Genomic DNA, 23,979 nt, shown 5'->3' with positions numbered 1-23,979 from the left:
ACGATGAGCGACTCGGACGGGCCGAAACAGGTCGGCGACCCCGACTACCACAGCGAGAACCACACGGCCGCCCAGACTTGTGGCTGGACGGCGAACGCCCTGCGCGGCGAGGGGAAGTGTTACAAGTACATCTTCTACGGCATCGAGTCCCACCGCTGCATGCAGATGACGCCCGTCGTCAAGTGCAACGAGCGGTGCGTGTTCTGCTGGCGCGACCACGCCGGCCACGCCTACGAACTGGGCGACGTGGAGTGGGACGACCCCGCCGCCGTCGCGGACGCGAGCGTCGAACTCCAGAAGAAGCTGCTGTCGGGCTTCGGCGGCAACGACGAGGTGCCCCGCGAGGTGTTCGAGCAGGCGATGGAGCCCCGCCACGTCGCCATCAGCTTAGACGGCGAGCCGACGCTGTACCCGCATCTCCCGGAACTGATCGAGGAGTTCCACGACCGCGACATCACCACGTTCCTCGTCTCCAACGGGACGAATCCGGAGATGCTGGCGCGCTGTGACCCGACGCAACTGTACGTCAGCGTCGACGCGCCCGAACGGCACACGTTCGACGAGGTGGTGAAGGCGGTCGACGACGACGCGTGGGAACGGCTGGTCGACACGATGGACGTGCTGGCCGACAAGGAGGACACCCGGACCGTCCTGCGAACGACGCTGGTGAACGGGCAGAACATGCGGGACCCGGACTGGTACGCCGGCTTCTACCGCCGGGCCGACCCCGACTTCGTGGAGCTGAAGGCGTACATGCACGTCGGCCACTCGCAGGGGCGACTCGACCGCGACTCGATGCCGGACCACGAAGAGGTGATGGCCTTCGCCGAGGACGTGGCCGAACACATGCCCGACCACGACGAGGTCCGCGGCGTCCCCGAGTCCCGCGTCGCCCTGCTCGCCCGCGAGCAGGACACCTGGGTGCCGAAGCTGAAGAAGGGCAGCGAGTTCTGGGAGCGCGACCCCGTCGTCGGCGACTGACTCCTGGGACGCCGTCGACCGGTGCGTTTAGGTGACTTCACCCCCGAGTTATGACAACGGCGGTTCCGTTCACCACCGTTCCAAATCTGGAACGCGTTCCACCTTCGTTATCCTTATGCCGCGCGGCCGACTACCCTCAGGTATGTCAGACACGGCGTCGCTCGCGGTCGGTCCCGACGAGCTGGCGGTGCTGAAGCTGCTCGCCATGGACGGCGGGCTGGGCGGCGAGTTCAAGACCTCCTGCGGGTCGGTCGCCGGCCGGCTGGACGCGTCGGACCAGACGGCCTCCCGCCGGCTCCAGCGCCTGGAGGACGCCGGCTACGTCGAGCGCGACACCGTCTCGGACGGCCAGTGGGTGACGATCACCGACGCCGGCGAGCGCGCGCTCCGCGAGGAGTACGAGGACTACCGCCGCGTGTTCGAGACCGAGGCGGACGTCGAACTCGCCGGCACCGTCACCGGCGGGATGGGCGAGGGCCGCCACTACATCTCGCTGCCCGGCTACATGGAGCAGTTCGTCGACCGGCTCGGCTACGAGCCCTTCGCCGGCACGCTGAACGTGTCGCTGACCGACGACAGCGTCCGCCGGCGGTCGGCGATGGCCGCGCTGGACCCCGTCCACATCGACGGCTGGGAGGACGAGGAGCGCACGTACGGCCCCGCGGTCTGTTACCCCGCCACGATCGAGACGGCGGCGGGCGAGACGTACGAGGAGTGCCACGTGATCGCGCCCGAACGCACCCACCACGACGAGGACCAGGCGGAGCTGATCGCGCCGGTCAAACTGCGCGACGAGATGGGGCTGGACGACGGCGACCGCCTGACGCTGCGGGTGACCGACCGATGAGCCAGCGTCACAGCGCCGTCGAACGGGCCGTCGAGGCGTTCCGCGCCGGGAACCCCGTGCTGGTCCACGACGCGGCCGACCGCGAGGGGGAGACGGACCTGATCTACCCGGCGGACGTCGTGACGGCCGACGACGTGGCCCGGATGCGGAACGACGCCGGCGGGCTGGTGTGTACGGCCCTGTCCGACGCGGTCGCGGAGGCGTTCTCCCTCCCGTTCCTCGCGTCGGCGGTCGACCACCCCGTCACGGGCGACCACGAACTGGGGTACGACGACCGGTCGTCGTTCTCGCTGACGGTGAACCACCGCGACACGTACACCGGGATCACGGACAACGACCGCGCCCTGACGATCAGCGAAATCGGCGCGGCGGCCGCCGACCCGGACGCGGTCGACTTCGCGGAGCGGTTCCGGTCGCCCGGCCACGTCCATCTCCTGCGGGCCGCCCCGGGCCTGCACGCCGACCGCCGCGGCCACACCGAGTACGCCGTCGCGCTGGCGCTGGCGGCCGACCGGCCGCCCGCCGCCGTGGTCTGTGAGATGCTGGACGACGAGACCGGCGAGGCACTCGGCCCCGAGGCCGCCCGGCGGTACGGCCGCCGGACGGGGACGCCGTTCGTCGAGGGCGACCGGCTGGCCGAACAGCTCCCGACGGCCTGACGACGCGGCCGCGCGGGCCGGCCTCACCCGCCGGTCACTCGTGGACCGCGATGCCCGTCCGGTTGAGGTAGGCCCGGAACGTCTCGGCGTCGCCGGTGATGATCCGGCCGATGTTGGCGGCGTACGGGGAGATGGTGTACTGCCCGCCCTGTGCCTGCGGCGGGTTCGGTTCGGGGATGAAGGCGCGGCCGTCGTCGACGCTGACGACGACGTGGTACTCGACCGGCGAGTCCGCGTAGTACACGTAGTAGCCAAACCGGGCGTTCGACCCCTGGATCTGGGCGGCCCAGTGGGGGTCGTAGCGCTTGTCGAGTTGGTCCTCCCGGCTCAACCGGAGCGCGACGTCGGGCTTGTACGTCCACGTACCCCGGTTCGCGAACTGGATCCAGTCGTGGAACGCCGAGGCGTCGATCATCTCCCGGACCTCCTCGTACTGCGTCATACTCCCCGTTTCCGAACCCCATTACATAAATGTAATTACAACTGTCGCGGGAGCGTGGCCGGCGCGGCGGCGTCGAAGTGACCGACGCCGACGCCATCGGCCGGCGGGCCGGCGCGGTGAAACGGCCGTGTCGAAAACCGCGAACACTCATTAGGATCGGTGATAACTACCCGAACATGAGCTTCGCAGAAATGGACGTGGACACGATCTGGATGGACGGCGAGTTCGTCGACTGGGAGGACGCCCAGATTCACGTGCTCACGCACGGCCTCCACTACGGGAGCGGCATCTTCGAGGGCGTGCGCTGTTACGACACCGAGGAGGGGCCCGCGCTCTTCCGGTGGGAGGAGCACCTGGACCGGTTCTACGACTCCGCGAAGCCCTACGACATGGAGATCGACTTCTCCCGCGAGGAGCTGACGGAGGCGACCGAGACGCTGATCCGCGAGCAGGACCTGGAGTCCTGTTACATCCGCCCGATCGCCTTCTACGGGTACGACAGCCTCGGCGTCAGCCCGGGCGACTGCCCGACCCGGGTCGCTATCGCCTGCTGGCCGTGGGGGACGTACCTCGGCGAGGACGCCCTGGAGAACGGCGTCGAGGTCATGATCTCCTCGTGGCGCAAGCACGCCTCCAGCCAGATCCCCACGAACGCCAAGACGACCGGACTGTACGTCAACAGCATGCTCGCCGGCGAGGAGGCCCGGCGCAACGGCTACACCGAGGCGATCGTCCTGAACAAGGAGGGGCAGGTCGCCGAAGGCCCGGGCGAGAACCTGTTTCTCGTCCGCAACGGCGAGCTGTACACCCCCGGGCTCGCCGAGAGCATCCTCGACGGGATCACCCGCCAGAGCGTGATCGAGGTCGCCCGCGACCTGGGCTACACCGTCCACGACGACGCCACCATCTCGCGGGGCGAACTCAACACGGCCGACGAGCTGTTCTTCACGGGCACCGCCGCGGAGGTCACGCCGATCCGGCAGGTCGACAACGTCGAGATCGGGTCGGGCACCCGCGGCCCCGTCACCGAGGAGATCCAGTCCGCGTTCTTCGACATCGTCGAGCGCCGCACCGACGACTACGACGAGTGGTTCAGCTACGTGTAACCGCCCTCAGTCGTCGGTCTTCTGCCCCTCGCTCCCGTCGTCACGTGCGCTCTCGATGACGTCGATCGGGATCCCCGGGTCGCCGCGGTCCGAGTCGCCGAACCCGGCGCTCAGGATGCGGGTGAGCGCGTCCTCGACGCGCTCGTCGGTCTCCTCGATGTCGTCGGGGTCGACCTCGATGACGAAGCCGGTGGTGATGTTCGGCGCGGTCGGCAGGAAGATTATCTCGCGGCCGTCCTCGGTCGTGCGCCCGGTCTTGAACGCGGTCATCCGCAGGCCGGGGACCGGTTCGAGCTTCACGGGCGTCTGGAGCTGTTCGGTGCCGCCGAGGGCGGTCTCGGCGGCCATCTTGGAGGCGTTGTACACGACGCGGAGCCCCGGCACCCTGTTTGCCACGTCGTCGACCGCCGCCTCGAAGAACCCGCCGATCGCGGTCCGCATGAGATAGCCCACCGCGAACACGAGGATGACGAAGACGGTGAGGCTCACCAGCACCCGGAGGGGGTCGATGTAGTCGGTGCTGATGCCGTACGTCCGCAGCAGTTGCTCGCTGACGATTATCTCGGGCGTGATGGAGGCGATCAGCCCGTACACCCAGGCGATGACGTACGCCGAGATGATCACGGGGACGAGAACGATGAGCCCGCTCGCGAAGTCCCGCTTCCAGGAGGCCATGTACGTCTCCCTTCAGAAGCGGGGCTAATCAGCGCTTCCCATTCACCCGGTCAGGACGGCCCGGGCGGCAAACAGCAGGTTCTCCTTGCGCTCGGCGACCCGCCGGTAGAAGTACGAGAGCCACCTGTCGCCGTAGGGGACGTACTGCCACACCTCGTGGTCGGCGGCGAGGTCGTACTGGGCGTCCTCGCGGACCCCCATCAGCATCTGGATCTCGAAGTCGGTGCCGTGCTCGTCGTGCAGTTCGGTCGCGTACTCGATCATCTCGGGGTCGTGGCTCCCGACCGCGACGCCGCCGTCGTAGCGCTCGAACGCGAGTTCGAGCAGCTCGCGGTACGCCTCGTTCACCCGCGCCTTGTCCGTGTACGCGACTTCGCTCGGCTCGTCGTACGCCCCCTTGACGAGCCGGACCTTCCCGGGCACGTCGGCGAGGCGCGCGACGTCCTCCCGGGTGCGTTCGAGGTTCGCCTGCAGGCAGACCCCGACGCCGCCGTCGTGCTCCCGGGCGAGGTCCTCGTAGGCCGCGAGCGTCGCGTCCGTCGTCGTGTGGTCCTCCATGTCGACCCAGACGAACACGTCCCGCTCGGCGGCGTGGTCGACGACCGCCGACAGGTTCTCCCGAAAGGTCTCCTCGCCGACGTCCAGGCCGACCTGCGAGGGCTTGACCGAGATGCAGACGTCGCCGCCCGCCCCGGCGATGTCCTCGACCAGGTCGCGGTACGCGTCCCGGTCCGCGGCCGCCGGCCCGGGCGCGTCGTAGTGCTCGCCGAGCAGGTTCAGGATGGCCCCGACGTCACGGTCGTTGAGCCGTCGCGCGTGGTCGAGCGCCTCGGCGGGCGTCTCGCCCGCGACGAACGTGCTCGCGATCGGCGGGATCATGGTCGAAAGTTGACGGCCGTCCCTTTTAATTCGTTACAAATCACCCGTCCGCCGCCGCGACCCCGCGCGGTCTCCGGGTCCGCCCGACCCACCACGCACGGCCGTCTCGTCCGCCGAAACCACGGAGCATTAAGACCCGGGGACTTCTGTCGGCGCGTATGGAAGTCGTCGACGCCATCGTCCTCGCGTTCTGGGTGATGCTGCCCGCGTACGTGCCGAACAACGCCGCGGTGCTGGCCGGCGGCGGCCGCCCCATCGACGGCGGGCGGACGTGGGGCGGCCGGCGCGTCCTCGGCGACGGCAAGACCTGGCGTGGCACGCTCGTCGGCACGCTCGCCGGCGCGACGCTGGCGCTCGTCCTCTCGGCCGTCGCCGGCGACGTGGGCAGCGCCGTCGGCGTCGACCTGCCGACGTTCCCTGCACCCGCCGTCGTCGCGCTCCCGCTGGGCGCGATGCTTGGCGACATCGGCGCGTCCTTCCTCAAGCGTCGCACCGGCCGCGAGCGCGGGGCCGCGTTCCCCGGCCTCGACCAGCTCGATTTTACCGTCGGCGCGCTCGGGGTGACGCTCGTCGCCGCGCCCGGCTGGACGACGGAGACGTTCACGCTCCCCGTGCTGGCCGTGATCTTCGTCCTGACGCCCCTGCTCCACGTGACGACGAACGTCGGCGCGTACTACCTCGGGCTGAAAAGCGAGCCCTGGTGAGACGACCTTTTTTGACGCTCGGGTGCGCCTCCGGCGCACCGCTCCCGGCAAAAAGCTCGGCCAAAAAGGCCGGACGCGGCCGGCGGCCGCGTCCGGGGAAACGGCGGCGAAGCCGCCGTATGCTGACCGCTGAACGGCCTCCGACACCGCCGCGGACGCCAGCCCTCCCCCGTCCTCGCGCGACCGTTCGCGTGCCGCGGCGGCTTCGCCGCCTCGCATCGCTCACCCCGCGCTCGCGGCCCATGATCTGTTCAGTCGCATCGTGCTACCGGCACCCGACCGCGTTCCACGGCGCTTAAGCCCCGCCGTCGCCCGCTAACGCCTATGGCAAACGCGGACCTCATCGAGGCGCTCCGGGCCGCCGACGCGGTGCAGTTCGGGGAGTTCGAACTGTCCCACGGCGGGACGAGCGACTACTACGTCGACAAGTACCTCTTCGAGACGGACCCGCGCTGTCTCGAACTGATCGCCGCGGCGTTCGCCGAGCGCGTCGGCGACGCGAAACTGGGCGGCGTGGCGCTGGGCGGCGTCCCGCTCGTCGCCGTGACCGCGGTGAAGGCCGGCAACCCCTACGTCATCGCCCGGAAACAGCAGAAGGAGTACGGCACGGCGAACCTCATCGAGGGGCGACTCGACGAGGGCGAGGAGGTCGTCGTGATCGAGGACATCGCCACGACCGGCCAGAGCGCTGTCGACGCCGTCGAGGCGCTCCGGGACGCCGGCGCGACGGTGAACCGGGCGCTGGTCGTCGTCGACCGCGAGGAGGGCGGCCGGGAGAACCTCGCGGACCACGGCGTCGAACTGGAGGCGCTGGTCACCGCCGAGGAACTGCTCGCCGCCCGCGACTAGGCGAACCGGCTGTACAGCGTCCACGCGACCGCCACCGCCGCGAACCCGACGCCCAGCGCCGTCGGAACGAGCCCGCTGTCGCCGCTGAACCGCCAGCCGAAGACGGCGAAGCCGACGAGGCCGATCAGGAAGGCGGCGGCCGCGAGGACCTGAAGCACCGGATGGGTGGATCTGCGACCGAACATACCCGGACGTACGCCGCCGGACCTGATAAATCGGCCGCCCCGTTTCAGGCCCTGAAGACGGCCCGTGGCGGCCGCTCGGCGGTTCGATGCCCCGGGACTCGCCGCCGGCGGCCGGCCGCGGCATCGCAACGCTTTTTCACTCCCCTCGCAAAGAGGTGACCACGATGGCAGGTGTCCACTTTACAGGTCGGGCCTTCGCCCGCAACTAACAACCACCGACACCTGTCCGTTCTCTCGCTGGCGTCCGTCGACCAGCCAGGGGTGTAACCATGTCACAGGAACCAGACTCACAGGGAGACAGGATCGCAGTGGTACTACCGGACGGCTCCGAACTCGAAGTCGACCGGGGCGCGACCGTCGAGGACGTCGCGTTCGAGATCGGCCCGGGGCTGGGCCGCGACACCGTCGGCGGCCGGATCGACGGCGAACTCGTCGGCAAGGAGGTGCCGATCCACGAGGACGGCGCGGCGATCGAGATCGTCACCGCCGACAGCGACGAGTACGTGCGCGTCCTGCGCCACACCGCCTCGCACTGCCTCGCGCAGGCCGTCCAGCGCCTCTACGACGACGTCGACCTCGCCATCGGGCCGCCGACCGACGACGGCTACTACTACGATTTCGACGGCCTGGACGTCGACGAGGAGGACCTCGACGACATCCTCGCGGAGATGGAGGAGATCATCGCGGCCGACTACGACGTCGAGTACGAGGAGGTGTCGGTCGACGAGGCCCGCGAGCGCCTGGAGGGCCAGCCGTACAAGCTCGAACTGCTGGAGGAACTCGCCGAGGAGGGCGAGACCGTCTCGTTCTACAGCCAGGGCGAGTGGGAGGACCTCTGTAAGGGGCCCCACGTCGACTCCACCGGCGAGATCGGCGCGGTCGACCTGCTGGAGATCGCGGCCGCCTACTGGCGCGGCGACGAGGAGAACCCGATGCAGACCCGCATCTACGGCACCGCCTTCGAGACCGAGGAGGGGCTGGAGGAGTTCAAGGAGCGCCGCCGCGAGGCCGAGCGCCGCGACCACCGGAAGATCGGCCGCGAGATGGACCTGTTCTCGATCCAGGACGTCACCGGCCCGGGGCTCCCGCTGTACCACCCGGCCGGGAAGACGATCCTCCGCGAACTGGAGTCGTTCGTCGAGTCGCTCAACCTCGATGCCGGCTACGAGTACGTCGAGACGCCCCACGTGTTCAAGACCGACCTCTGGAAGGAGAGCGGCCACTACGAGAACTACCGTGACGACATGTTCGTCTTCGACGTCGGGGACGACGAGTTCGGGCTCAAGCCGATGAACTGCCCGGGCCACGCGACGATCTTCGACGACAGCTCCTGGTCCTACCGCGACCTGCCGATGCGCTACGCCGAGAACGGGAAGGTGTACCGCAAGGAACAGCGCGGCGAACTCTCGGGTCTCTCGCGGGTCTGGGCCTTCACCATCGACGACGGGCACCTGTTCGTCCGCCCCGACCAGATCGAACGGGAGGTAGAGCAGACCATGGACATGATCGACGAGGTGCTCTCGACGTTCGACCTCGATTACGAGGTCGCGCTCGCCACCCGCCCCGAGAAGAGCGTCGGCTCCGACGAGATCTGGGAACGGGCCGAGTCTCAGCTGGAGTCGGTCCTCGAATCGCGGAACTTCGACTACGACGTCGAGGAGGGCGACGGCGCGTTCTACGGCCCGAAGATCGACTTCGCGTTCGAGGACGCCATCGGCCGACGGTGGGACGGCCCCACGGTCCAGCTCGACTTCAACATGCCCGAGCGGCTCGACCTGAGCTACACCGGCGAGGACAACGAGGCCCACAAGCCGGTGATGATCCACCGCGCGCTGTACGGCAGCTACGAGCGCTTCTTCATGGTGCTCATCGAGCACTTCGCGGGCAACTTCCCGCTGTGGCTCGCGCCCGAGCAGGTGCGGGTCCTGCCGATCAGCGACGATAACCTCGGCTACGCCCACCGCGTCAAAAACGAGTTCGACGGGTTCCGCGTCGAGGTCGACGACCGCGACGGCACCATCGAGCGCAAGATCCGAGCGGCCCACGACGACCGCGTCCCCTACATGATCATCGTCGGCGGCGACGAGGAAGAGGACGGGAACATCTCCGTGCGCGACCGCGAGGAGCGCCAGGAGTACGACGTCGGGATCGACGAGTTCCGCGACCACCTGCGGTCCGAGCGCGACGAGAAGCGCACCGACGCGGACTTCCTGGCCTGACGGCCCGGCACCCACCCCTGTCGCGCCGGCGGACACGGCGGTCGCGGACCCCGCCGCACACGTTCGTGGTTTTCTCGACGTGCGACCGATCCGGTGTATTCATGTTTGTGCAACCGTGATCAGAGACATGAACCGCGCAGAGAAGGCCGGCCTGCAGTTGCAGGCGGTCTCGGTGTTGCGGATGCTGAAGGAGTCGCGGACGTACGACGAACTCGCGGAGGTGACCGACCTCCCGGCCGGCGACCTCAACCGGTACGTGAACGGGCACGTGCTCCCGAGCGCCGAGCGCGCCCGCGAGGTGGTCGACGGTGTGGGCCGCGAGGCGCTGTCCCGGGAACTGGAGGAGCGCGTCCGGGTCGACGACGAGGGGTACGTCGACAACTCCGGCGTCGTGTTCGACCAGTCGTTTCTCGACCTGATCGCGCCCGTCGCCGCCGGCGCGTTCGACTTCGAGCGGCCGGACGTGGTGCTGACCGCGGCAACCGACGGCATCACGCTGGCCGCGGCGATGGCGAGTTACTTCGGCGCGCGCTCGGCGTACGCCAAGAAGTCCAAGGAGACGGCCGTCGAGGAGTTCATCGAGTCCCGCCAGCGCCTCCAGTCGGGGATCGAACTCACCTACTACCTCCCGACGTCGGCCATCGAGCCCGGCGAGACGGTGCTGGTCGTCGACGACCTCATCCGCTCGGGCGAGACGCAGGAACTGCTGCTCGACATCGCCGCCCGCGCTGACGCCGAGGTCGGCGGCGTGTTCGCGCTCATCTCGGTCGGGGACGAGGGCATCGCCCGCGCCCGCGAACTGACCGACGCGCCGGTCGGCGCGCTGACCACGTACTAGGGGTTTCGCCCCCCTAGCTTCGCCCGGGTGGCCCGGATCGTCTCGGTGACGTCACCGTCCTCGTCGACGCGCTCGGCCAGCGACGCCGTCGCGTTGAGCAGCCACTCAGCGCGCTCGGCGATCCGGCGGACGTCGCCCGGCCCGACGCCGTAGCGCTCGGCCAGCGCCCCCTCGTCTTCGCCGTGGATCCAGTCGTCGAGCAGGCGGGCGGTCTTCAGCGACGGGAGCCACGCCTGGAAGTCGCCGTCGAAGTCGTGGACGGGCTTTGCCAGTTCGTCGGCGTTGTCCATTGCGTACCGCGTCAGCCGCCCGGCCTCGCTGTTGCGGACGTACGACCCCCGCATGTCCGGGGTGTCACAGACGAGTTCGAGGACGGTCAGCGACGTGACCCGGTCCATCGCAGTCGCGCGCTCGATGGCCGCGAGCACGTCCGCGCCGGTCAGCGGGTCGACGTACACGCGGGAGACGAGCGCGCCCAGGTCCGTCGCCGCGAGCGCGTCCCCGTCGTCGACCATGCCGTTGTCGTCGAGGTACGCGAGCGCGTCGTCGACGGCCCCGGCGAGGTCGGCGTCGGGCTTCTGGTGGGCGTAGAACGTCGAGCCGAGCACGTCCAGCAGGTCCTCGCGGGAGCGGGCGAACCCGCTGGCGACGGTGGCGAGGACGTGCGTGCGCAGCGCGTCCTCGCGGGCCAGTTTCGACGTGACGGCCTCGGGGTCCGCGCCGACGTAGCGCTCCCGGAGGTCGTCGGCGTCGTCGCCGTCGGCGACCAGCACCGCCTCGCCGTACGGGTCCAGCCCGGGCCGCCCGGCGCGGCCGAACATCTGGTGGACCTCGAGCACCGGCAGGGGCCGGACGCCGTCGTCGGTGTAGCGGACGGTGTCGCGGACCACGACGCGGCGCGCGGGGACGTTCACCCCCGCGGCCAGCGTCGGCGTCGCCACGATGACCGACAGGTCGCGGTCGCGGAACGCCGCCTCGACGGTCGTCCGGTGGTCCGAGCGCAGGCCGGCGTGGTGGAAGGCGACGCCGGCCGCGGCGCAGTCGGCCAGGTCGGTTCCCGTCCCGGTGGTGGCGGACTCGCGGAGTTCCGCGGCGACGGCGTCGCCCGTCGACTCCGGCACGACCGCCGCGGCGACGAGGTCGCGGGCGAGTTCCTGGGTCCCCTGTCGGGAGTTGACGAACACGAGACACTGGCCGCCCTGTTCGACCGCGTCGCGGACGAGCGCGACCGTCGGGGCGTCGTCCGCGGTGGGGACCGTGCGTGCGTCGCCGTCCTCGAAGGTGATCGCGCCCTCGTCGTACACGCCCGCCCGGAGGTCGACCGGCCGCCACGTCGACGTGACCAGTTCGGCGTCGAGCCAGTCGGCGACCGCGTCGGCGTTGGCGACGGTGGCCGACAGGCCGACGACCTGCAGGTCGGGCGCGAGGCGCTGGAGTTTCGCGATCGTCACCTCCAGCGTCGGGCCGCGGTCCGGCGAGTCGAGCAGGTGGATCTCGTCGACGACCGCACAGCCGACGTTCTCGACCCAGTTCGCGCCGTTGCGGATCGCCGAGTCGACCTTCTCGCTGGTGGCGACGACGACGTCGTGCTCCCCGAGTTCCTCGTCGGGCGCGTCGAAGTCGCCCGTGGCGATGCCGACGCTGACGCCGGGCAGGTCCGCGAACGCCTCGTACTTCTCCGCGGCCAGCGCCCGGAGCGGGACGATGAAGAGGGCGGTCCCGTCGGCCGTCAGCATCGCCAACTGGGCCACGAACGTCTTCCCGCTGGCGGTCGGGACGGCGGCGACCACCGACTCGCCGTCCGCGACGCCGGCCTCGACGGCCGCGGCCTGGGGCGGGTACAGCTCCTCGATCCCCTGCTCGCGGTAGTGCTCGACGAAGTCGGGGTCGAGCGGGAGGTCGCCGACGTGCATTCGTCCACCGTTCGGGCGGCTCGATACATAAACCTGCGCGCCGCCCGCGCCGCGAGCGGGGGTCGTCCGGGGTGCCGTAGCGACGACCCACGGCTGATAGCGGTTGCTCTCGTCGATCACCGGTGTCCGATCGCTCTTGTCGGTGATCGCCGAGAAGCAGTGAGAGCAAACATTCCGACATCATAGTCCCACATATTTCGCCGTGTGACCTGTTACTCCCTAACTTGCATATTATTCGGTAAGAAAATATGTAAATAATTAAGTGATAGCCGGGACTTGGACAATTGTTCACATGGCACTAAGCGATACGCTGTCGGAGTATTTCGACTTCGACGGCCACGACACGGACCTCAGCACGGAGATACTGGCCGGGGTGACGACGTTCCTCACGATGTCGTACATCATCGTCGTCAACCCCTCGGTCATGGCACAGACGACCAACGCGGACGGCGAGGTGACCTCGCCAGGCATCGCGATCGACGGCTACAGCGACGTGGAGGTGATCCAGATGCTCGCCGTCGTTACGATACTGGCGTCGGCGGCGGCGATCTTCGTCATGGCGTTCTACGCCAACCGGCCGTTCGGGCAGGCACCCGGCCTCGGGCTGAACGCCTTCTTCGCGTTCACCGTCGTGGGCGCGATGGGGGTCCCCTGGCAGACGGCGCTGGCCGCCGTCGTGACGGAGGGTGTCATCTTCATCGTCCTGACGGCAGTCGGGGCTCGCGAGTACATCATCGGGCTGTTCCCCGAACCGGTGAAGTTTTCGGTCGGCACCGGTATCGGCCTGTTCCTCGCGCTCATCGGGCTGGAGGCGATGCACGTCGTCGTCGGCGCGGACCAGGCCGGCACGATCCTCGCGCTGGGGGATCTCGCGTCCGACCCCGTCGCCGTGCTGTCGGTCGTCGGGCTGTTCCTGACGCTCGCGCTGTACGCCGCAGGGGTCCGCGGGTCGATCATCCTCGGCATCCTCCTGACGACGGTCGCGGGCTGGGGGCTGACGATGGGCGACGTGGTCGCCGAGGGCGTGCTCGCGCCCGCCAGCCTGCCGAGCGCGCAGTACGACATCACGCCCCTTGCGGGCGCGTTCGTCGAGGGCTTCCAGAACGTCGAGGCGTTCACGTTCGCGCTGGTCGTGTTCACCTTCTTCTTCGTGGACTTCTTCGACACCGCCGGCACGCTCGTCGGCGTCGGCCAGGCGGGGGACTTCCTCGACGAGGACGGCAACCTGCCCGACATCGACAAGCCGCTGATGGCCGACGCGGTCGGCACCACCGTCGGCGGCATCCTCGGCACGTCCACGGTGACGACGTACATCGAGTCCGCGACGGGCGTCGAGGAGGGCGGCCGCACCGGCATGACGGCGCTGGTCATCGGCGTCCTCTTCCTGCTCTCGCTGGCGATCGTCCCGCTCGCGGCGGCGATCCCCCAGTACGCCTCCCACATCGCGCTGGTCGTCGTCGCCATCATCATGCTGGGCAACGTCACCGACATCCAGTGGGACGACGTCACCCACTCGATCCCCGCCGGGATGACGATCATCGTCATGCCGCTGACGTTCTCCATCGCGTACGGCATCGCCGCCGGCATCATCAGCTACCCGGTCGTGAAGGCGGCGAAGGGGCAGGCACGCGACGTGTCGGTCGGCCAGTGGCTGCTGGCCGCCGCGTTCGTGTTCTACTTCTTCGTCCGCACCAGCGGCATCCTCACCGGCCAGTTGTAGACCGGCGACGCCCGGGCGTGCGTCCCGGGCACACACCGTCCGGGCGCTTTTTTGTCCGGACCGCCTACGACCGGTCGATGCCGAACCTCGAACTGTACGAACTCCAAGGCTGTCCGTACTGCGCGAAAGTCAAGACCAAGCTCGACGAACTCGGCCTCGACTACGAGTCCCACATGGTGCCCAGTTCCCACAGCGAGCGCACCGAGGTCGAGGAAGTGAGCGGCCAGACGGGCGTCCCCGTGCTGGTCGACCCCGACCACGGCGTCGAGGGGATGCCCGAGAGCGACGACATCGTCGAGTACCTGGAGGAGACGTACGGCGACGGCGCGGCCTGATAGTGGTTGCTCTCACTGTTTACCGGCGATCGCCGGTACCGGTGCGGGCGAGCGCCGGTAATTAACGAGAGCAAACACTATGAGACGGACCGACGCGTCTTCGCGGACTCGCCGACCATAGCACTCCGGACGGTCGTAGCTGCCGGACCGATGGGGAAACGTTTCGGCGGTCGCGGCCGACGACCGAACGAATGTCGCTCGATAGGTCCCTCCCGCTCGCCGTCGCGTTCGGACTCCTCGCCGGCGGGCTGGTCCGCGAGTTCCTCCTCACGCACTGGTTCCCGGCGCTCGGCGTCGCGGCTGTCTACGCCGGCGCGGCGTACTTCTACCTCGCGTTCGACCTCTCCCTGCTCGGAACGCAGGTCGAGTTCACCTCCCGTCGGGACAGGGTCGGCTACGCGGTCGGGCTGTTCGGACTGAGCGTGAGCCCGCTCGCGTTCGGGGAGTACGCCGGCCTGAGCGAGCCGACGGTGTTCGGGCTGATCGTCTGGCTCATGGGCGCGATAGCGTTCCTCCTACTGTCGACGGCGGCCGCACACGAGTAGACGGCAGGGGCGGATACATACTCGTCCACGACGAACGACCTGTATGGAGCCGTCACACGTCCTCGTCCCGCTGGACGGGTCGCCGCTCGCCGACGACGCGCTGGCCCACGCCCTCGCGGTCCACGATTGCCGGATAACCGTGCTGAACGTCGTCACGCCGATAGACGCCGGAATGAGCGAAGGGGGCGTGCTGGCGGCCGACGACGAGCGCCGCGAGGCCGCCCGCGACCGGGCCGAGCGGCTGGTCGAGCGCGCCCGCGACCGCGCCGAGGCGGCGGACCGCACCGTCGAGACGGTCGTCGAGTCCGGCGACCCCGCCGAGACCGTCGTCGACTACGCTGAGACCCACGACGTGGACGGGATCGTCATGGGGAGCCACGGCGGCGAGCGCAGCGACCTGACGCGGCGGCTGCTCGGCACGGTCGCGACGGCTGTCGTGAGCGAGGCCCCGGTGACGGTGACCGTCGTCCGCTAGCCGCCGAGCACGGCGGCGAAGGCACGGTAGAGGGCGAACCCGACCGCCGTCGAGGAGACGAGCGTGATCAGCCAGAACGCGACGGTCCAGCCGATCTTCGACCGGGAGACGCCCGCCGAACCGCCCGCCAGTCCGCCGCCGATCACGCCCGAGATGATGATGTTGTTGAAGGAGATGGGGATGCCGAGCGCGATGGCGAGTTGGGCGATGACGAACCCGGGGACGAGCGCGGCGATGGAGCGCCGCAGCCCCAGTTGCGCGTACTCGCGGGAGGTGGCCTGCAGCAGCCGCGGCGCGCCCATCCACGCCCCGGCGAGGATGCCGGTCGCGCCGAGCGCGAGCAGGACGATCCCGGGGAGGCCGAGTTCGACCCGCACGAGCGTCTCCAGCGGCCCGGTGGCGAGGCCGACCTGGCTGCCGCCGCTGGAGAAGGCGACGACGCTGCCGAGCGCGAGCAGGAACCACCGGATCCCCGCGTCGACCGACCTGCGCATCCGGCGACGGATGGCGACGAAGCCGCCCGCCGCGAACGCGAGCGTCGTGAGCCCCTCGACGACCCCGACCCCGCCGACCGTCGGCCCGCCGAGCAGGCGGGCAACGAAGCCCGCGACCGTGCCCTGCGGCCCCGGCGACGGGATCACGCCCAGCGAGACGTTCGCCAGGATGCCCGCGACGAGGCCGGCGAGCAGCGGCACGCCGACGGCGTCCGGCACGTCGTCCCGGCGGAGGAGCTTCGCCGTCAGGTAGGCGATGCCGCCGGACATGAACGGGACGGCGAGCCAGAACAGCCCCAGGCGGCGGTACGTGTCCCAGGCCGGCGTCCCGCCCAGCGACAGGCCGACGCCGACGACCGCCCCCGAGGTGGCGAAGGCCGCCGGGATCGGGTAGCCGGAGTAGACGCCGACCGTCATGAACGCCGCGGCGGTGAGCAGGCCCGCGGAGGCGGCGAGCGGCGAGAGCGTGACGCCGCGGACCAGCCCCGTCCCGACCGTCTCCGAAATGCTTCCGCCCTGCGTGAGCGCGCCCAGTGCGGCGAATACGCCGATGAGGAAGGCGGCCCGCATTGTCGGGACGGCGTTGGCCCCGACGGCCGGGGCGAACGGCGGCGAGTTGCTGTTCGCGCCCAGCGACCACGCCATGAACAGCCCCGCGACCGCGGCGAGCGCGACCAGCGCCGGGGACGCGACGGCCATCAGCGTCTCCGGAACCCGGCGATCAGCCCCCGGAGGCCGGTGCGAGCGGCCTCGGACGCCCGGGCGATCAGCACGGTTCGGTCCGTCCGATCGGCGACCGCCCGGGGGACCGAGCCGACGAGGCGCGCCTGCAGCGTCCCGGCTCTCGTCGCGCCGAAGACGACGAGGTCGCTGTCGTCGGCCGCGGCCACCAGCGCGTCGATTGCGTCGTCGGCCTCGCCGACGGTCGCTGTCACTTCGACCGCCGGCCCCGGCGCGGCCTCGACCGCCGCGCGGCCGTTCGCCGCCCACTCGGCCGCGCGGTCGCGGTCGTCCTCGGGCGCCGCCACGGCGAGGGCCGTCACGCTAGCGTCGTTCGCGGCGGCGACCGCCTTCGCCATCGCCGCCGCCGGGCGGACGTGCGGGCCGCCCGCCACCGGCAGCAACACGTCGTCGACGCCGTCGGCGATCCGGCCGATCCGCTCGACGTACACGTCACAGGGGGCCCGGCGGAGCAGGGCGTCGACGCTGGTGCCGAGGACGACGTCCGACCGCCGCCGGCCGCCGCCGTGCCAGCCGACCAGCAGGGCGGCGGGCCCCATCTCGGCGACGGCCCGCAGCAGGCCGTCCTCGACGGAGCGGGCCACCAGCACCTCCGCGTCGACCGGCACGTCCTCGGGGGCGACCCTCGACGCGCGGTCGAGCAGCGCCCGCCTGTCGCCGGAGTACTCCTCGATTATCGTCTCGTCGGAGAACACGCCGAAAGGCGAGTCGTGGGACTTGACCACGACGCTGACTATCCGCACGCCGCCGTCCATGGTCCGCGCGAGGTCGCTCGCGCTCCGGACCAGTTGCTCGACGTGCTCGGGGTTGCTCACCGCGACCAGCACTTCCGGGCGGTCCATCGGTTACATTTCGACCCGGCCGCACAAAAGCTTCGCGTGGGTGACGGGACTGCGACGCCCTCCCGAGCCGGTCAGGCCGGTTCGCCGCCGGAGCGCTCGCGGATGAGGTCCCGGAGGGTGTCGGCGTCGCTGATGTCCTCGGCCTCCTCGCGCTCGATGATCGCGGTGCCCTCGACGGAGTCGCGCTTGGCGCTGTCGACGAAGTAGACCGAGCGGGTGCCGGTGACGCGGCCGAGCGAGCCCATGATGCGGGCGCGCTTCTCGGCGGTGCGGGTGAACTCGGAGTGGCCCGTCAGCACCGTCCCCTCGCCCGACCCGTCGTCCTCGCTGACGGCCTTGAACGGGGCGCGCAGCGTCGGGTGGACGTCGAAGCCGGCGCGGGTCATGACGGCGACGATGCGCTCGTCGTCGGGGTCGGCCTCGGGGTCGTCGGGCGTCGGCTCGGCCTCGTGGACCTCTTCGGCCCCGTCGAGCACGGACACCGGGCTGGTCAGCGGCGCGTCGAACATCTCCTCAAGCTCCATGGCCACCTCGACGGAGGCGTTCATCCCGTCCTCGTACTTCGAGACGGTGCGCCGGGAGACGCCGAGTTCGGAGGCCAGTTGGCCGAGGCTCCACCCCTTCTCCTCGCGCTCGTCGGCGAGCACGTCGCTGTCGATGTTGACGTAGAGGCCGCCGGGTGCGGCGTAGATGAGCGGCGGCACCTCCTCGACGAACAGGTTCAGGGCCGTGTCGGGGCTCATCACCGGGACGCCGTGCCGGAAGTACACCACGTCCGGCTCCAGGTCCTCGTCGCGGGTGCGCAGCCCGATCACCATCGGCGTGCCGTTGAGGTACGTGCCGAGGCGGCGCATCTCCGCGCCGGTCGCGCCGTCGAACGCGTCGATGTTGGCGAGGATCTTCAGCAACACGAGGTCCTCGCCGCGCCGTGCGGCGATGTCGAAGCTCTTCGGGCGGATCGCACACCGGTCGCTCACCGTGAAGCCGGCGTCCTCCAACATGGCCGTGACGTTGCCGACCAGAGCGGACCGGGACATACCCGTACGTAAGCGATTCATCGCATATAGGCGTTGTGCCGAAGCGATCCCGCCCCTTGCGGGCGGTTTTCCGAACCCGGGGCGATAGCTTCTTGTATCCGGCGCGAACCCGAAAGCGGTTACACGGCCCCCGGCCCTAGCCGACTGCGATGACCGTCGTCGGCATCGACGACACCGACTCCCGCGAGCGCGGGATGTGCACGACGTACCTCGCCCGCGAAGTCGCCGCCCGGATCCGCGCGGCCGGCGGGACCGTCGAGCGACTGCTCCTCGTGCGCCTGAACCCCGCCGTCGAGCACAAGACGCGGGGCAACGCCGCGCTCGCCGTCCACGCCGACGTCGCCCCGGATACCGCCTTCGCGGCCGCCCGCGAGGAACTCGACGCCGCCGCGGAGACCGACGACCCGAACACGAACCCCGGACTCGTCGTCGCGCCGGGCGACCCGGACGACGTGCCCGACGACGTGGCCGCCTTCGCCCGCGACGCGATGCGGGACCACCACGAGGTGGCGGACGCGACGGCGCTGGCCGACGCCCGCGGCTACCGCCGCGCCGGGTGGAAGAACGCCCGCGGCACGGTCGGCGCGCTGGCCGCGGTCGGCGCGTGGCGCGCCGTCCCGGAGTGGACCTACGAGTACATCTCCTACCGCTACCCCGACGCCCGCGGGACGCCACGTGACGTGGACCTCGACTCGGTGTTCGCCGCGGCGGACGACGCCTACCCGGAGGCCTGGGACACGGTCGACCGCGGCGAGGGCCAGGCCGTCTGCGTCCCGCACACGCCCGGCCCCATCCTCCACGGGATCCGCGGCGACGACCCCGACGTTGTGCGGTGGGTCGCCGAGCGGATCGGGAGCGAACCGGTCGAGTCGACCGCGCTGTTTCTGACGAACCAGGGGACCGACGCCCACCTGCGGGACGCAGCGCTGGCCGACGCCCGCGACGGCCGCTCGTACCGCGTCGACGGGACGGTCGCCGACCCGCCCGAAACCCGGGAGGGCGGCCACGTGTTCTTGACGCTGGCCGACGGCGACGCCGAACTCCCCTGTGCCGCCTTCGAGCCGACCAAGCGGTTCCGCGACCGCGTCCGCGCGCTCCGCGCCGGCGACCGGGTCACCGCCTGCGGCGAGGTGAGCGGCGGGACGCTCAAACTGGAGAAGTTCGCCGTCCGCGACCTGAACGAGACCGAACTCGTCACGCCCGACTGCTCGGACTGCGAGCGCTCGATGGAGAGCGCCGGTCGGAACCAGGGCTACCGCTGCCGGGACTGCGGGACGACTGCGCCCGGCAAGGTCGAGCAGGCGGTCGAGCGTGACCTGGAACCGGGGTGGTACGAGGTGCCGCCCTGCGCGCGGCGGCACATCGCGAAACCGTTGGTACGGGGCGGATTCGACGCGCCGACGCATCCCGAGCGGTGAGGCGGACGCGAGCGACGGCTGGAGCGAGCGCTTTTTCGCCCACGTTTTTCGAGGAGTGGTCGCCATCGGCGACCCGACGACGAAAAAGGTGGTCGCGAAACCGCTGGTGCGAGGCGGTTTCGACGGGCCGACGCATCCGGAGCGGTGAGGAGGACGCGAGCGACGGCCGGAGCGAGCGCTTTTTCGCCCACGTTTTTCGAGGAGCGGTCGCCATCGGCGACCCGACGACGAAAAAGGTGGTCGCGAAACCCTTGGTGCGGGGTGGGTTCGACGGGCCGACGCATCCGGAGCGGTAGCGCTTGCCCGGGCCGAAACCCGCACGTATTTTCCCGCCGGGGACCGGACGACCGGCATGGACGAGAGCGAACGCGCGGACGTGGCCGTCGCCGCCGCGCGCGAGGGCGCGAGCGTCGCCGCCGACTACTTCCGGACGGACCTCCCCGTCGAGATGAAAGACGGGAAGACCGACGTGGTGACCCGGGCCGACCGCGAGGCCCAGGAGCGGGTCATCGAGACGATCCGCGAGACGTTCCCCGACGTCACGGTCGTCGGCGAGGAGGAGGACGCGCCGACGGTCGTGCCCGACGACGGTCCCTCCTTCGTCGTCGACCCCATCGACGGCACGAACAACTTCGTCCGCGGGATCCCGGTCTGGTGTACGAGCGTCGCCGCCGTCGTCGACGGCGAACCGGTCGCCGCCGCGACGGTCGTCCCGCCGACCGGCGACGAGTACGTCGCGGCCGACGGGCCGACGCGACTGAACGGCGAGCCGGTGTCGGTCAGCGACCGGATCGACCCCGAGGCGAGCACCGTCTCGCCGACGCTGTGGTGGGACCTCGACCGGCGCGACGAGTACGCCGCGGCGGCGACCGGCGTCGTCGAGCGCTTCGCCGACCTGCGGCGCTACGGCTCGGCACAGGTGACGTTCGGCTACGTGGCGAGCGGGGCGCTCGACGGGTCGTTCTCCAACCTCCGTGGGAACCCGTGGGACACCGTCGCCGGGGCGCATCTCGTCCGGCAGGCCGGCGGCCGCGTCACGGACCTGGAGGGGAACCGGTGGCGACACGACAGCCGCGGCGTCGTGGCCTCGAACGGGGAGATCCACGACGAACTGCTCGCGGTCGCCCGCGAGACCGAGGCCGCGCGGAACTGACGCGGCCGGCCGCGGGACTACGCAGTCGAGAACGGGAAAACGGGAACCGCGTTACTTCCAGACGGACTCGGCCATCCGCTGTGGGAACTCCTTGAGCAGCGTCAGGAAGCCCTTGCCCTCGTTCCCGCCACGCAGGTACGAGCGGGTACGCTGGCTGATCATCTCGACGGAGATGACGAGCACGAGGATGACGAGGATCGTCGCCATCATGTTCGTGTAGTGGAACAGGCCGCGCTCGTTGAGGAGCACGTACCCCAGGCCGCCGCCGCCGATGAGCCCCATCGTGACGGCGATCCGGGTGTTGATCTCGAAGATGTACAGCGTCCACGCGATGAACGGCGTGAACACCTGCGAGAGCATGCCGAAGATGACCGTCTGGGGCTTGTCGGCCCCGGTCGACTCGATCCCCTCGATGGGGCCGTCCTCGATCTCCTCCAGTTCGTCGGTGAAGAGGCGGCCGAGGTTCCCCATCGTGTCGGTCCCGATGGCGAGCGTCGCCGTAAACGGCGTCACGCCGCCCAGCGGGATGTAGATGAGCGCCCACACGAGCGCCGGGATGGCGCGGATGGTGGACATCATGCCGCGGAAGATGAAGTTGAAGGGGAACGGCGTCACGCGCTCGGAGCCGAGTACGCCGAGGATGAGTGCGCCGGGGAAGCCGAGCACGGTGCCGGCAAAGCCCATCGCGAGCGTGACGATCGCCTCCTGGAAGAGGTTACGTTCCTGGATGAACTCCCAGTACGCGCCGACGTCGATGAAGGGGACGCCGTAGTATTCGCCGGGCGGGAAGAAATCGCCCAGCGCGGAGGTGAACTCCGGCCAGTACCGGATGATCTCCCCGATGGTGAACCCGACCACCGACAGCGCGCGCTGGAACAGGAAGAAAAAGACGATCAGCCCGACGGCCGCCAGCAACCGGCGGGCCGTCCGGGACCGCTTGAGCGCGTATAGCTGGTCCTCGGCCGGCTCCACCGAACTGGCTCCGAAGCCGAACCGTTCCAGCAGCCCGCCCTCGGAGTCGTCGTCCGTGCTCATGCTACCGCCCCTTCCTTGTCGGGGTCGCGGGTGATGCTCGTCTCCTTGCCGTAGATCCGGTCGACGGCGTCGATGGTGAGGTCGTCGAGGTCACCGTCGAACACCTTCTTCCCGTCCTTGAGCCCGATGAACCGGTTCCCGAACTCGCGGGCGATGTTCACCTGGTGGAGGCTGGCGATGGTCGTGATGTCGCGCTCGTCGGCCGCGGTGCGGAGATAGCCCATCACGTTCTCGGCGCTGGCCGGGTCGAGGCTGGCGACCGGCTCGTCGGCCAGCAGGGTCGTCGGCTGCTGGACCAGCGCGCGGGCGATGCCGACGCGCTGTTGCTGGCCGCCGCTCATGCTGTCGACGCGCTGGCCGGCCTCCTCCAGCAGGCCGACGGTTTCGAGCGCGCGGAGCGCTTCCAGTTTGTCCTCGCGGTCGTTCCACTGCAGGAGGCTGCGGAGGAACCCGGTGCGGTTGAGGGACCCGGAGAGCGCGTTCGAGTACGCGCTCATCTGCTCGATGATGTTGTGTTGCTGGAACACCATCGCGATGTCGTCCCGGGGGCCGACGACCTCCTCGCCGTCGATCGCGATCCGGCCCTCGGTCGGCTTCGTGAGCCCGTTGAGACACCGCAAGAGCGTGGATTTCCCCGCGCCGGAGGTACCGAGGAGGATCACGAACTCCCCGTCGTCGACGGAGAAGGAGACGTCCTCGAGCGCGTGAACGTCCCCGTATGACTTGCTTAGGTTTTCTACTCGGATGGTTCCCATCGTTGGCTTTCTAATCGTGAGGGATAATGAATGCTGTTAACTCGTACGAAACTGGCAAAAATGTCGAACGGGTTACTGCCCCAGCTCGACGCCCAGCGTGTCGATGACGTTCTGGACCGGCTGGTAGTCGTCGACCGAGCCCTCGGACAGCCCGGTGAACCAGAGTTCCTCGTCGGCGTCCTCGTCGATGAGGTCGTCCTCCTCGGCGGCCAGCAGCGCGTCGACGACGCGGCCTTTCACGTCGTCGTCGAGCCCGGACCGGACCAGGATCGGGGCCCGCGGGATCGGGTCCGAACAGGACAGCAGCTGAAGCTCCTGTTCGTCCGTCGCGGAGCCCGCGCCGTCGGCCTCGGCCGACATGTCCATGAACTGGTCGGGGAACTGGTCGGCGGGGACGTTCGCGGCGGTCGAGAACGCGCCGGTGCCGGCGGCGACGACCGGGTCGCGGTTGATGAGGGTCTCGCGCGCGGTGGAGTGGTCGGACCACTGGCCCGTGAAGTCCTCGGCGTCGCCGTTGGGCGCGTTGCCCGTGTCGAGCCCCGCCTCGTTCAGCATGTACAGCGGGAACAGCGACCCGCTGGTCGACAGCGAGTCGGCGAAGGCGACCGTCTCGCCCTCGACGTCGGCCAGTTCGTCGATGTCATTGTCCGGCAGGGTCGTGATGAGCGAGAAGTAGCGGGCCGCGCCGTAGGCGATGCGGATACCCGCCACCTCGGCGATGTCCTGGTTGCCCGCCTGGAGCGCGATGGCGGGCGCGGCGTCGGCGACGTCCGTCTGGTCGCTGTCGAGCGCCTGAAGCACCGCGGCGTAGTCCGCCGCGACGGAGGACTCGATGGTTACGTCGGCCTCGTCCTCGAGGTAGTCGAACATCGGTTTATACTGTGCCTGGACGTCCACGTCGGACTCGGCGGGCGTCAGCGAGAACGTGATGGTACTGGAGTCGCTGCCGCTTCCGCCGGTGAGGTCACCGATACACCCGGCGCTAAACGCGACAGTCCCGGCTGCACCGACACCCTTGAGGAAGTTACGACGATCTGTCATAGGGACGTGCGAAAATCCGAAGGTTACCTATTAAACTTTGCTATTACCTATATATATCCCGTGAAAGTCACCAATTCAGAACCGGGCGACC

Annotated in this window: 25 protein-coding genes; 14 read left to right on the top strand and 11 right to left on the bottom strand. The window is 69.7% G+C overall.

Features of this window, described 5'->3' with window-relative positions; all coding sequences use genetic code 11:
- The first annotated feature begins 3 nt into the window (after window positions 1-3).
- From twy1 to ribB, 3 genes are all read left to right on the top strand, one after another.
- On the top strand, window positions 4-981 hold the full coding sequence (gene twy1, locus EYW40_RS10355) for a 4-demethylwyosine synthase TYW1 (protein WP_135821530.1): 978 nt from the start codon (window positions 4-6) through the stop codon (window positions 979-981).
- A gap of 142 nt (window positions 982-1,123) precedes the next feature.
- The gene (locus EYW40_RS10350; RefSeq protein WP_135821529.1) at window positions 1,124-1,828 is read left to right on the top strand and encodes a DUF120 domain-containing protein; all 705 of its coding nucleotides are present in this window, start codon (window positions 1,124-1,126) and stop codon (window positions 1,826-1,828) included.
- Window positions 1,825-2,487, top strand: coding sequence for a 3,4-dihydroxy-2-butanone-4-phosphate synthase (gene ribB / locus EYW40_RS10345; RefSeq protein WP_135821528.1), 663 nt, complete (start codon window positions 1,825-1,827; stop codon window positions 2,485-2,487). The genes EYW40_RS10350 and ribB overlap by 4 nt, the downstream gene beginning before the upstream one ends.
- A gap of 34 nt (window positions 2,488-2,521) precedes the next feature.
- Here the strand turns inward: ribB and EYW40_RS10340 are convergent, their stop codons facing one another.
- Entirely contained in the window at window positions 2,522-2,929 is a 408-nt protein-coding gene (locus tag EYW40_RS10340; RefSeq protein ID WP_135821527.1) for a hypothetical protein, read from the bottom strand.
- A gap of 176 nt (window positions 2,930-3,105) precedes the next feature.
- On the opposite strand from EYW40_RS10340, the gene EYW40_RS10335 reads away from it, so the two are divergent.
- Window positions 3,106-4,035, top strand: a complete 930-nt coding sequence (locus EYW40_RS10335; protein WP_135821526.1) for a branched-chain amino acid transaminase — start codon at window positions 3,106-3,108, stop codon at window positions 4,033-4,035.
- A gap of 6 nt (window positions 4,036-4,041) precedes the next feature.
- Here the strand turns inward: EYW40_RS10335 and EYW40_RS10330 are convergent, their stop codons facing one another.
- Together EYW40_RS10330 and EYW40_RS10325 are read right to left on the bottom strand one after the other, a co-directional pair.
- Window positions 4,042-4,710: a DUF502 domain-containing protein gene (locus EYW40_RS10330; RefSeq protein ID WP_135821525.1), complete on the bottom strand. Its 669-nt coding sequence runs from the start codon at window positions 4,708-4,710 to the stop codon at window positions 4,042-4,044.
- A 42-nt stretch (window positions 4,711-4,752) separates the two neighbouring features.
- The gene (locus EYW40_RS10325; RefSeq protein WP_135821524.1) at window positions 4,753-5,589 is read right to left on the bottom strand and encodes a proline dehydrogenase family protein; all 837 of its coding nucleotides are present in this window, start codon (window positions 5,587-5,589) and stop codon (window positions 4,753-4,755) included.
- 158 nt (window positions 5,590-5,747) lie between these two features.
- Between EYW40_RS10325 and EYW40_RS10320 the strand changes: the two genes are divergently transcribed.
- Complete coding sequence (locus EYW40_RS10320; protein WP_135821523.1) at window positions 5,748-6,293, top strand: CDP-2,3-bis-(O-geranylgeranyl)-sn-glycerol synthase; 546 nt, start codon at window positions 5,748-5,750, stop codon at window positions 6,291-6,293.
- 324 nt (window positions 6,294-6,617) lie between these two features.
- Window positions 6,618-7,142 (top strand): orotate phosphoribosyltransferase, encoded by a 525-nt coding sequence (gene pyrE / locus EYW40_RS10315; RefSeq protein WP_135821522.1) that lies wholly within the window; start codon window positions 6,618-6,620, stop codon window positions 7,140-7,142.
- Here pyrE and EYW40_RS10310 read toward each other — a convergent pair.
- On the bottom strand, window positions 7,139-7,327 hold the full coding sequence (locus EYW40_RS10310; protein WP_135821521.1) for a hypothetical protein: 189 nt from the start codon (window positions 7,325-7,327) through the stop codon (window positions 7,139-7,141). The two genes, pyrE and EYW40_RS10310, sit on opposite strands and share 4 nt — an antisense overlap.
- Window positions 7,328-7,596: 269 nt before the next feature.
- Between EYW40_RS10310 and thrS the strand changes: the two genes are divergently transcribed.
- On the top strand, window positions 7,597-9,546 hold the full coding sequence (gene thrS, locus EYW40_RS10305; RefSeq protein WP_135821520.1) for a threonine--tRNA ligase: 1,950 nt from the start codon (window positions 7,597-7,599) through the stop codon (window positions 9,544-9,546).
- A gap of 127 nt (window positions 9,547-9,673) precedes the next feature.
- Window positions 9,674-10,384 (top strand): phosphoribosyltransferase family protein, encoded by a 711-nt coding sequence (locus EYW40_RS10300; RefSeq protein ID WP_135821519.1) that lies wholly within the window; start codon window positions 9,674-9,676, stop codon window positions 10,382-10,384.
- Here EYW40_RS10300 and EYW40_RS10295 read toward each other — a convergent pair.
- The gene (locus tag EYW40_RS10295; protein WP_135821518.1) at window positions 10,381-12,297 is read right to left on the bottom strand and encodes a DEAD/DEAH box helicase; all 1,917 of its coding nucleotides are present in this window, start codon (window positions 12,295-12,297) and stop codon (window positions 10,381-10,383) included. The genes EYW40_RS10300 and EYW40_RS10295 overlap by 4 nt on opposite strands.
- A 292-nt stretch (window positions 12,298-12,589) precedes the next feature.
- Here EYW40_RS10295 and EYW40_RS10290 point away from each other — a divergent pair, with 292 nt between their 5' ends.
- The 4 genes from EYW40_RS10290 (at window position 12,590) to EYW40_RS10275 (ending at window position 15,372) form a co-directional block, all read left to right on the top strand.
- Window positions 12,590-14,017 carry an NCS2 family permease gene (locus EYW40_RS10290; protein WP_135821517.1) on the top strand — a complete coding sequence of 476 codons (1,428 nt, stop codon included), beginning with the start codon at window positions 12,590-12,592 and terminating at the stop codon, window positions 14,015-14,017.
- A gap of 77 nt (window positions 14,018-14,094) precedes the next feature.
- Window positions 14,095-14,352: a glutathione S-transferase N-terminal domain-containing protein gene (locus tag EYW40_RS10285; RefSeq protein ID WP_135821516.1), complete on the top strand. Its 258-nt coding sequence runs from the start codon at window positions 14,095-14,097 to the stop codon at window positions 14,350-14,352.
- A gap of 191 nt (window positions 14,353-14,543) precedes the next feature.
- A complete protein-coding gene (locus tag EYW40_RS10280; RefSeq protein WP_135821515.1) occupies window positions 14,544-14,897 on the top strand; it encodes a hypothetical protein in 354 nt (117 codons plus the stop codon).
- A 43-nt stretch (window positions 14,898-14,940) separates the two neighbouring features.
- Window positions 14,941-15,372: a universal stress protein gene (locus tag EYW40_RS10275; protein ID WP_135821514.1), complete on the top strand. Its 432-nt coding sequence runs from the start codon at window positions 14,941-14,943 to the stop codon at window positions 15,370-15,372.
- Here EYW40_RS10275 and EYW40_RS10270 read toward each other — a convergent pair.
- From EYW40_RS10270 to EYW40_RS10260, 3 genes are all read right to left on the bottom strand, one after another.
- On the bottom strand, window positions 15,369-16,565 hold the full coding sequence (locus EYW40_RS10270; protein ID WP_135821513.1) for an inorganic phosphate transporter: 1,197 nt from the start codon (window positions 16,563-16,565) through the stop codon (window positions 15,369-15,371). The two genes, EYW40_RS10275 and EYW40_RS10270, sit on opposite strands and share 4 nt — an antisense overlap.
- A complete protein-coding gene (locus tag EYW40_RS10265; RefSeq protein WP_135821512.1) occupies window positions 16,565-17,449 on the bottom strand; it encodes a universal stress protein in 885 nt (294 codons plus the stop codon). The genes EYW40_RS10270 and EYW40_RS10265 overlap by 1 nt, the downstream gene beginning before the upstream one ends.
- 71 nt (window positions 17,450-17,520) lie before the next feature.
- On the bottom strand, window positions 17,521-18,486 hold the full coding sequence (locus EYW40_RS10260) for a transcriptional regulator (RefSeq protein ID WP_135821511.1): 966 nt from the start codon (window positions 18,484-18,486) through the stop codon (window positions 17,521-17,523).
- 149 nt (window positions 18,487-18,635) lie between these two features.
- Here EYW40_RS10260 and EYW40_RS10255 point away from each other — a divergent pair, with 149 nt between their 5' ends.
- Window positions 18,636-19,904 (top strand): tRNA(Ile)(2)-agmatinylcytidine synthase, encoded by a 1,269-nt coding sequence (locus tag EYW40_RS10255; RefSeq protein WP_135821510.1) that lies wholly within the window; start codon window positions 18,636-18,638, stop codon window positions 19,902-19,904.
- A 352-nt stretch (window positions 19,905-20,256) separates the two neighbouring features.
- Complete coding sequence (locus EYW40_RS10250; protein WP_135821509.1) at window positions 20,257-21,057, top strand: inositol monophosphatase family protein; 801 nt, start codon at window positions 20,257-20,259, stop codon at window positions 21,055-21,057.
- Window positions 21,058-21,108: 51 nt separating this feature from the next.
- Here EYW40_RS10250 and phnE read toward each other — a convergent pair whose 3' ends face one another.
- The 3 genes from phnE to phnD form a co-directional block, all read right to left on the bottom strand.
- Window positions 21,109-22,092, bottom strand: a complete 984-nt coding sequence (gene phnE / locus EYW40_RS10245) for a phosphonate ABC transporter, permease protein PhnE (RefSeq protein WP_135821508.1) — start codon at window positions 22,090-22,092, stop codon at window positions 21,109-21,111.
- A complete protein-coding gene (phnC, locus tag EYW40_RS10240) occupies window positions 22,089-22,847 on the bottom strand; it encodes a phosphonate ABC transporter ATP-binding protein (RefSeq protein ID WP_135821507.1) in 759 nt (252 codons plus the stop codon). Before phnC ends, phnE begins: the two co-directional genes overlap by 4 nt.
- 72 nt (window positions 22,848-22,919) lie before the next feature.
- Window positions 22,920-23,888, bottom strand: a complete 969-nt coding sequence (gene phnD, locus EYW40_RS10235) for a phosphate/phosphite/phosphonate ABC transporter substrate-binding protein (RefSeq protein WP_135821506.1) — start codon at window positions 23,886-23,888, stop codon at window positions 22,920-22,922.
- Window positions 23,889-23,979 lie beyond the last annotated feature (91 nt).

This window comes from Halostella litorea, from assembly GCF_004785955.1.
GTDB classification, from domain to species: domain Archaea; phylum Halobacteriota; class Halobacteria; order Halobacteriales; family Natronoarchaeaceae; genus Halostella; species Halostella litorea.
The sequence above is the reverse complement of the archived record's forward strand: the minus strand, read 5'-3'. Positions and strand labels throughout refer to the sequence as shown.

Bases quoted from the DNA above. Each gene is read 5' to 3' on its own strand.
- twy1 (WP_135821530.1), top strand. From the start codon at position 4: ATGAGCGACTCGGACGGGCCGAAACAGGTCGGCGACCCCGACTACCAC.
- EYW40_RS10350 (WP_135821529.1), top strand. From the start codon at position 1,124: ATGTCAGACACGGCGTCGCTCGCGGTCGGTCCCGACGAGCTGGCGGTG.
- ribB (WP_135821528.1), top strand. From the start codon at position 1,825: ATGAGCCAGCGTCACAGCGCCGTCGAACGGGCCGTCGAGGCGTTCCGC.
- EYW40_RS10340 (WP_135821527.1), bottom strand. From the start codon at position 2,929: ATGACGCAGTACGAGGAGGTCCGGGAGATGATCGACGCCTCGGCGTTC.
- EYW40_RS10335 (WP_135821526.1), top strand. From the start codon at position 3,106: ATGAGCTTCGCAGAAATGGACGTGGACACGATCTGGATGGACGGCGAG.
- EYW40_RS10330 (WP_135821525.1), bottom strand. From the start codon at position 4,710: ATGGCCTCCTGGAAGCGGGACTTCGCGAGCGGGCTCATCGTTCTCGTC.
- EYW40_RS10325 (WP_135821524.1), bottom strand. From the start codon at position 5,589: ATGATCCCGCCGATCGCGAGCACGTTCGTCGCGGGCGAGACGCCCGCC.
- EYW40_RS10320 (WP_135821523.1), top strand. From the start codon at position 5,748: ATGGAAGTCGTCGACGCCATCGTCCTCGCGTTCTGGGTGATGCTGCCC.
- pyrE (WP_135821522.1), top strand. From the start codon at position 6,618: ATGGCAAACGCGGACCTCATCGAGGCGCTCCGGGCCGCCGACGCGGTG.
- EYW40_RS10310 (WP_135821521.1), bottom strand. From the start codon at position 7,327: ATGTTCGGTCGCAGATCCACCCATCCGGTGCTTCAGGTCCTCGCGGCC.
- thrS (WP_135821520.1), top strand. From the start codon at position 7,597: ATGTCACAGGAACCAGACTCACAGGGAGACAGGATCGCAGTGGTACTA.
- EYW40_RS10300 (WP_135821519.1), top strand. From the start codon at position 9,674: ATGAACCGCGCAGAGAAGGCCGGCCTGCAGTTGCAGGCGGTCTCGGTG.
- EYW40_RS10295 (WP_135821518.1), bottom strand. From the start codon at position 12,297: ATGCACGTCGGCGACCTCCCGCTCGACCCCGACTTCGTCGAGCACTAC.
- EYW40_RS10290 (WP_135821517.1), top strand. From the start codon at position 12,590: ATGGCACTAAGCGATACGCTGTCGGAGTATTTCGACTTCGACGGCCAC.
- EYW40_RS10285 (WP_135821516.1), top strand. From the start codon at position 14,095: ATGCCGAACCTCGAACTGTACGAACTCCAAGGCTGTCCGTACTGCGCG.
- EYW40_RS10280 (WP_135821515.1), top strand. From the start codon at position 14,544: ATGTCGCTCGATAGGTCCCTCCCGCTCGCCGTCGCGTTCGGACTCCTC.
- EYW40_RS10275 (WP_135821514.1), top strand. From the start codon at position 14,941: ATGGAGCCGTCACACGTCCTCGTCCCGCTGGACGGGTCGCCGCTCGCC.
- EYW40_RS10270 (WP_135821513.1), bottom strand. From the start codon at position 16,565: ATGGCCGTCGCGTCCCCGGCGCTGGTCGCGCTCGCCGCGGTCGCGGGG.
- EYW40_RS10265 (WP_135821512.1), bottom strand. From the start codon at position 17,449: ATGGACCGCCCGGAAGTGCTGGTCGCGGTGAGCAACCCCGAGCACGTC.
- EYW40_RS10260 (WP_135821511.1), bottom strand. From the start codon at position 18,486: ATGTCCCGGTCCGCTCTGGTCGGCAACGTCACGGCCATGTTGGAGGAC.
- EYW40_RS10255 (WP_135821510.1), top strand. From the start codon at position 18,636: ATGACCGTCGTCGGCATCGACGACACCGACTCCCGCGAGCGCGGGATG.
- EYW40_RS10250 (WP_135821509.1), top strand. From the start codon at position 20,257: ATGGACGAGAGCGAACGCGCGGACGTGGCCGTCGCCGCCGCGCGCGAG.
- phnE (WP_135821508.1), bottom strand. From the start codon at position 22,092: ATGAGCACGGACGACGACTCCGAGGGCGGGCTGCTGGAACGGTTCGGC.
- phnC (WP_135821507.1), bottom strand. From the start codon at position 22,847: ATGGGAACCATCCGAGTAGAAAACCTAAGCAAGTCATACGGGGACGTT.
- phnD (WP_135821506.1), bottom strand. From the start codon at position 23,888: ATGACAGATCGTCGTAACTTCCTCAAGGGTGTCGGTGCAGCCGGGACT.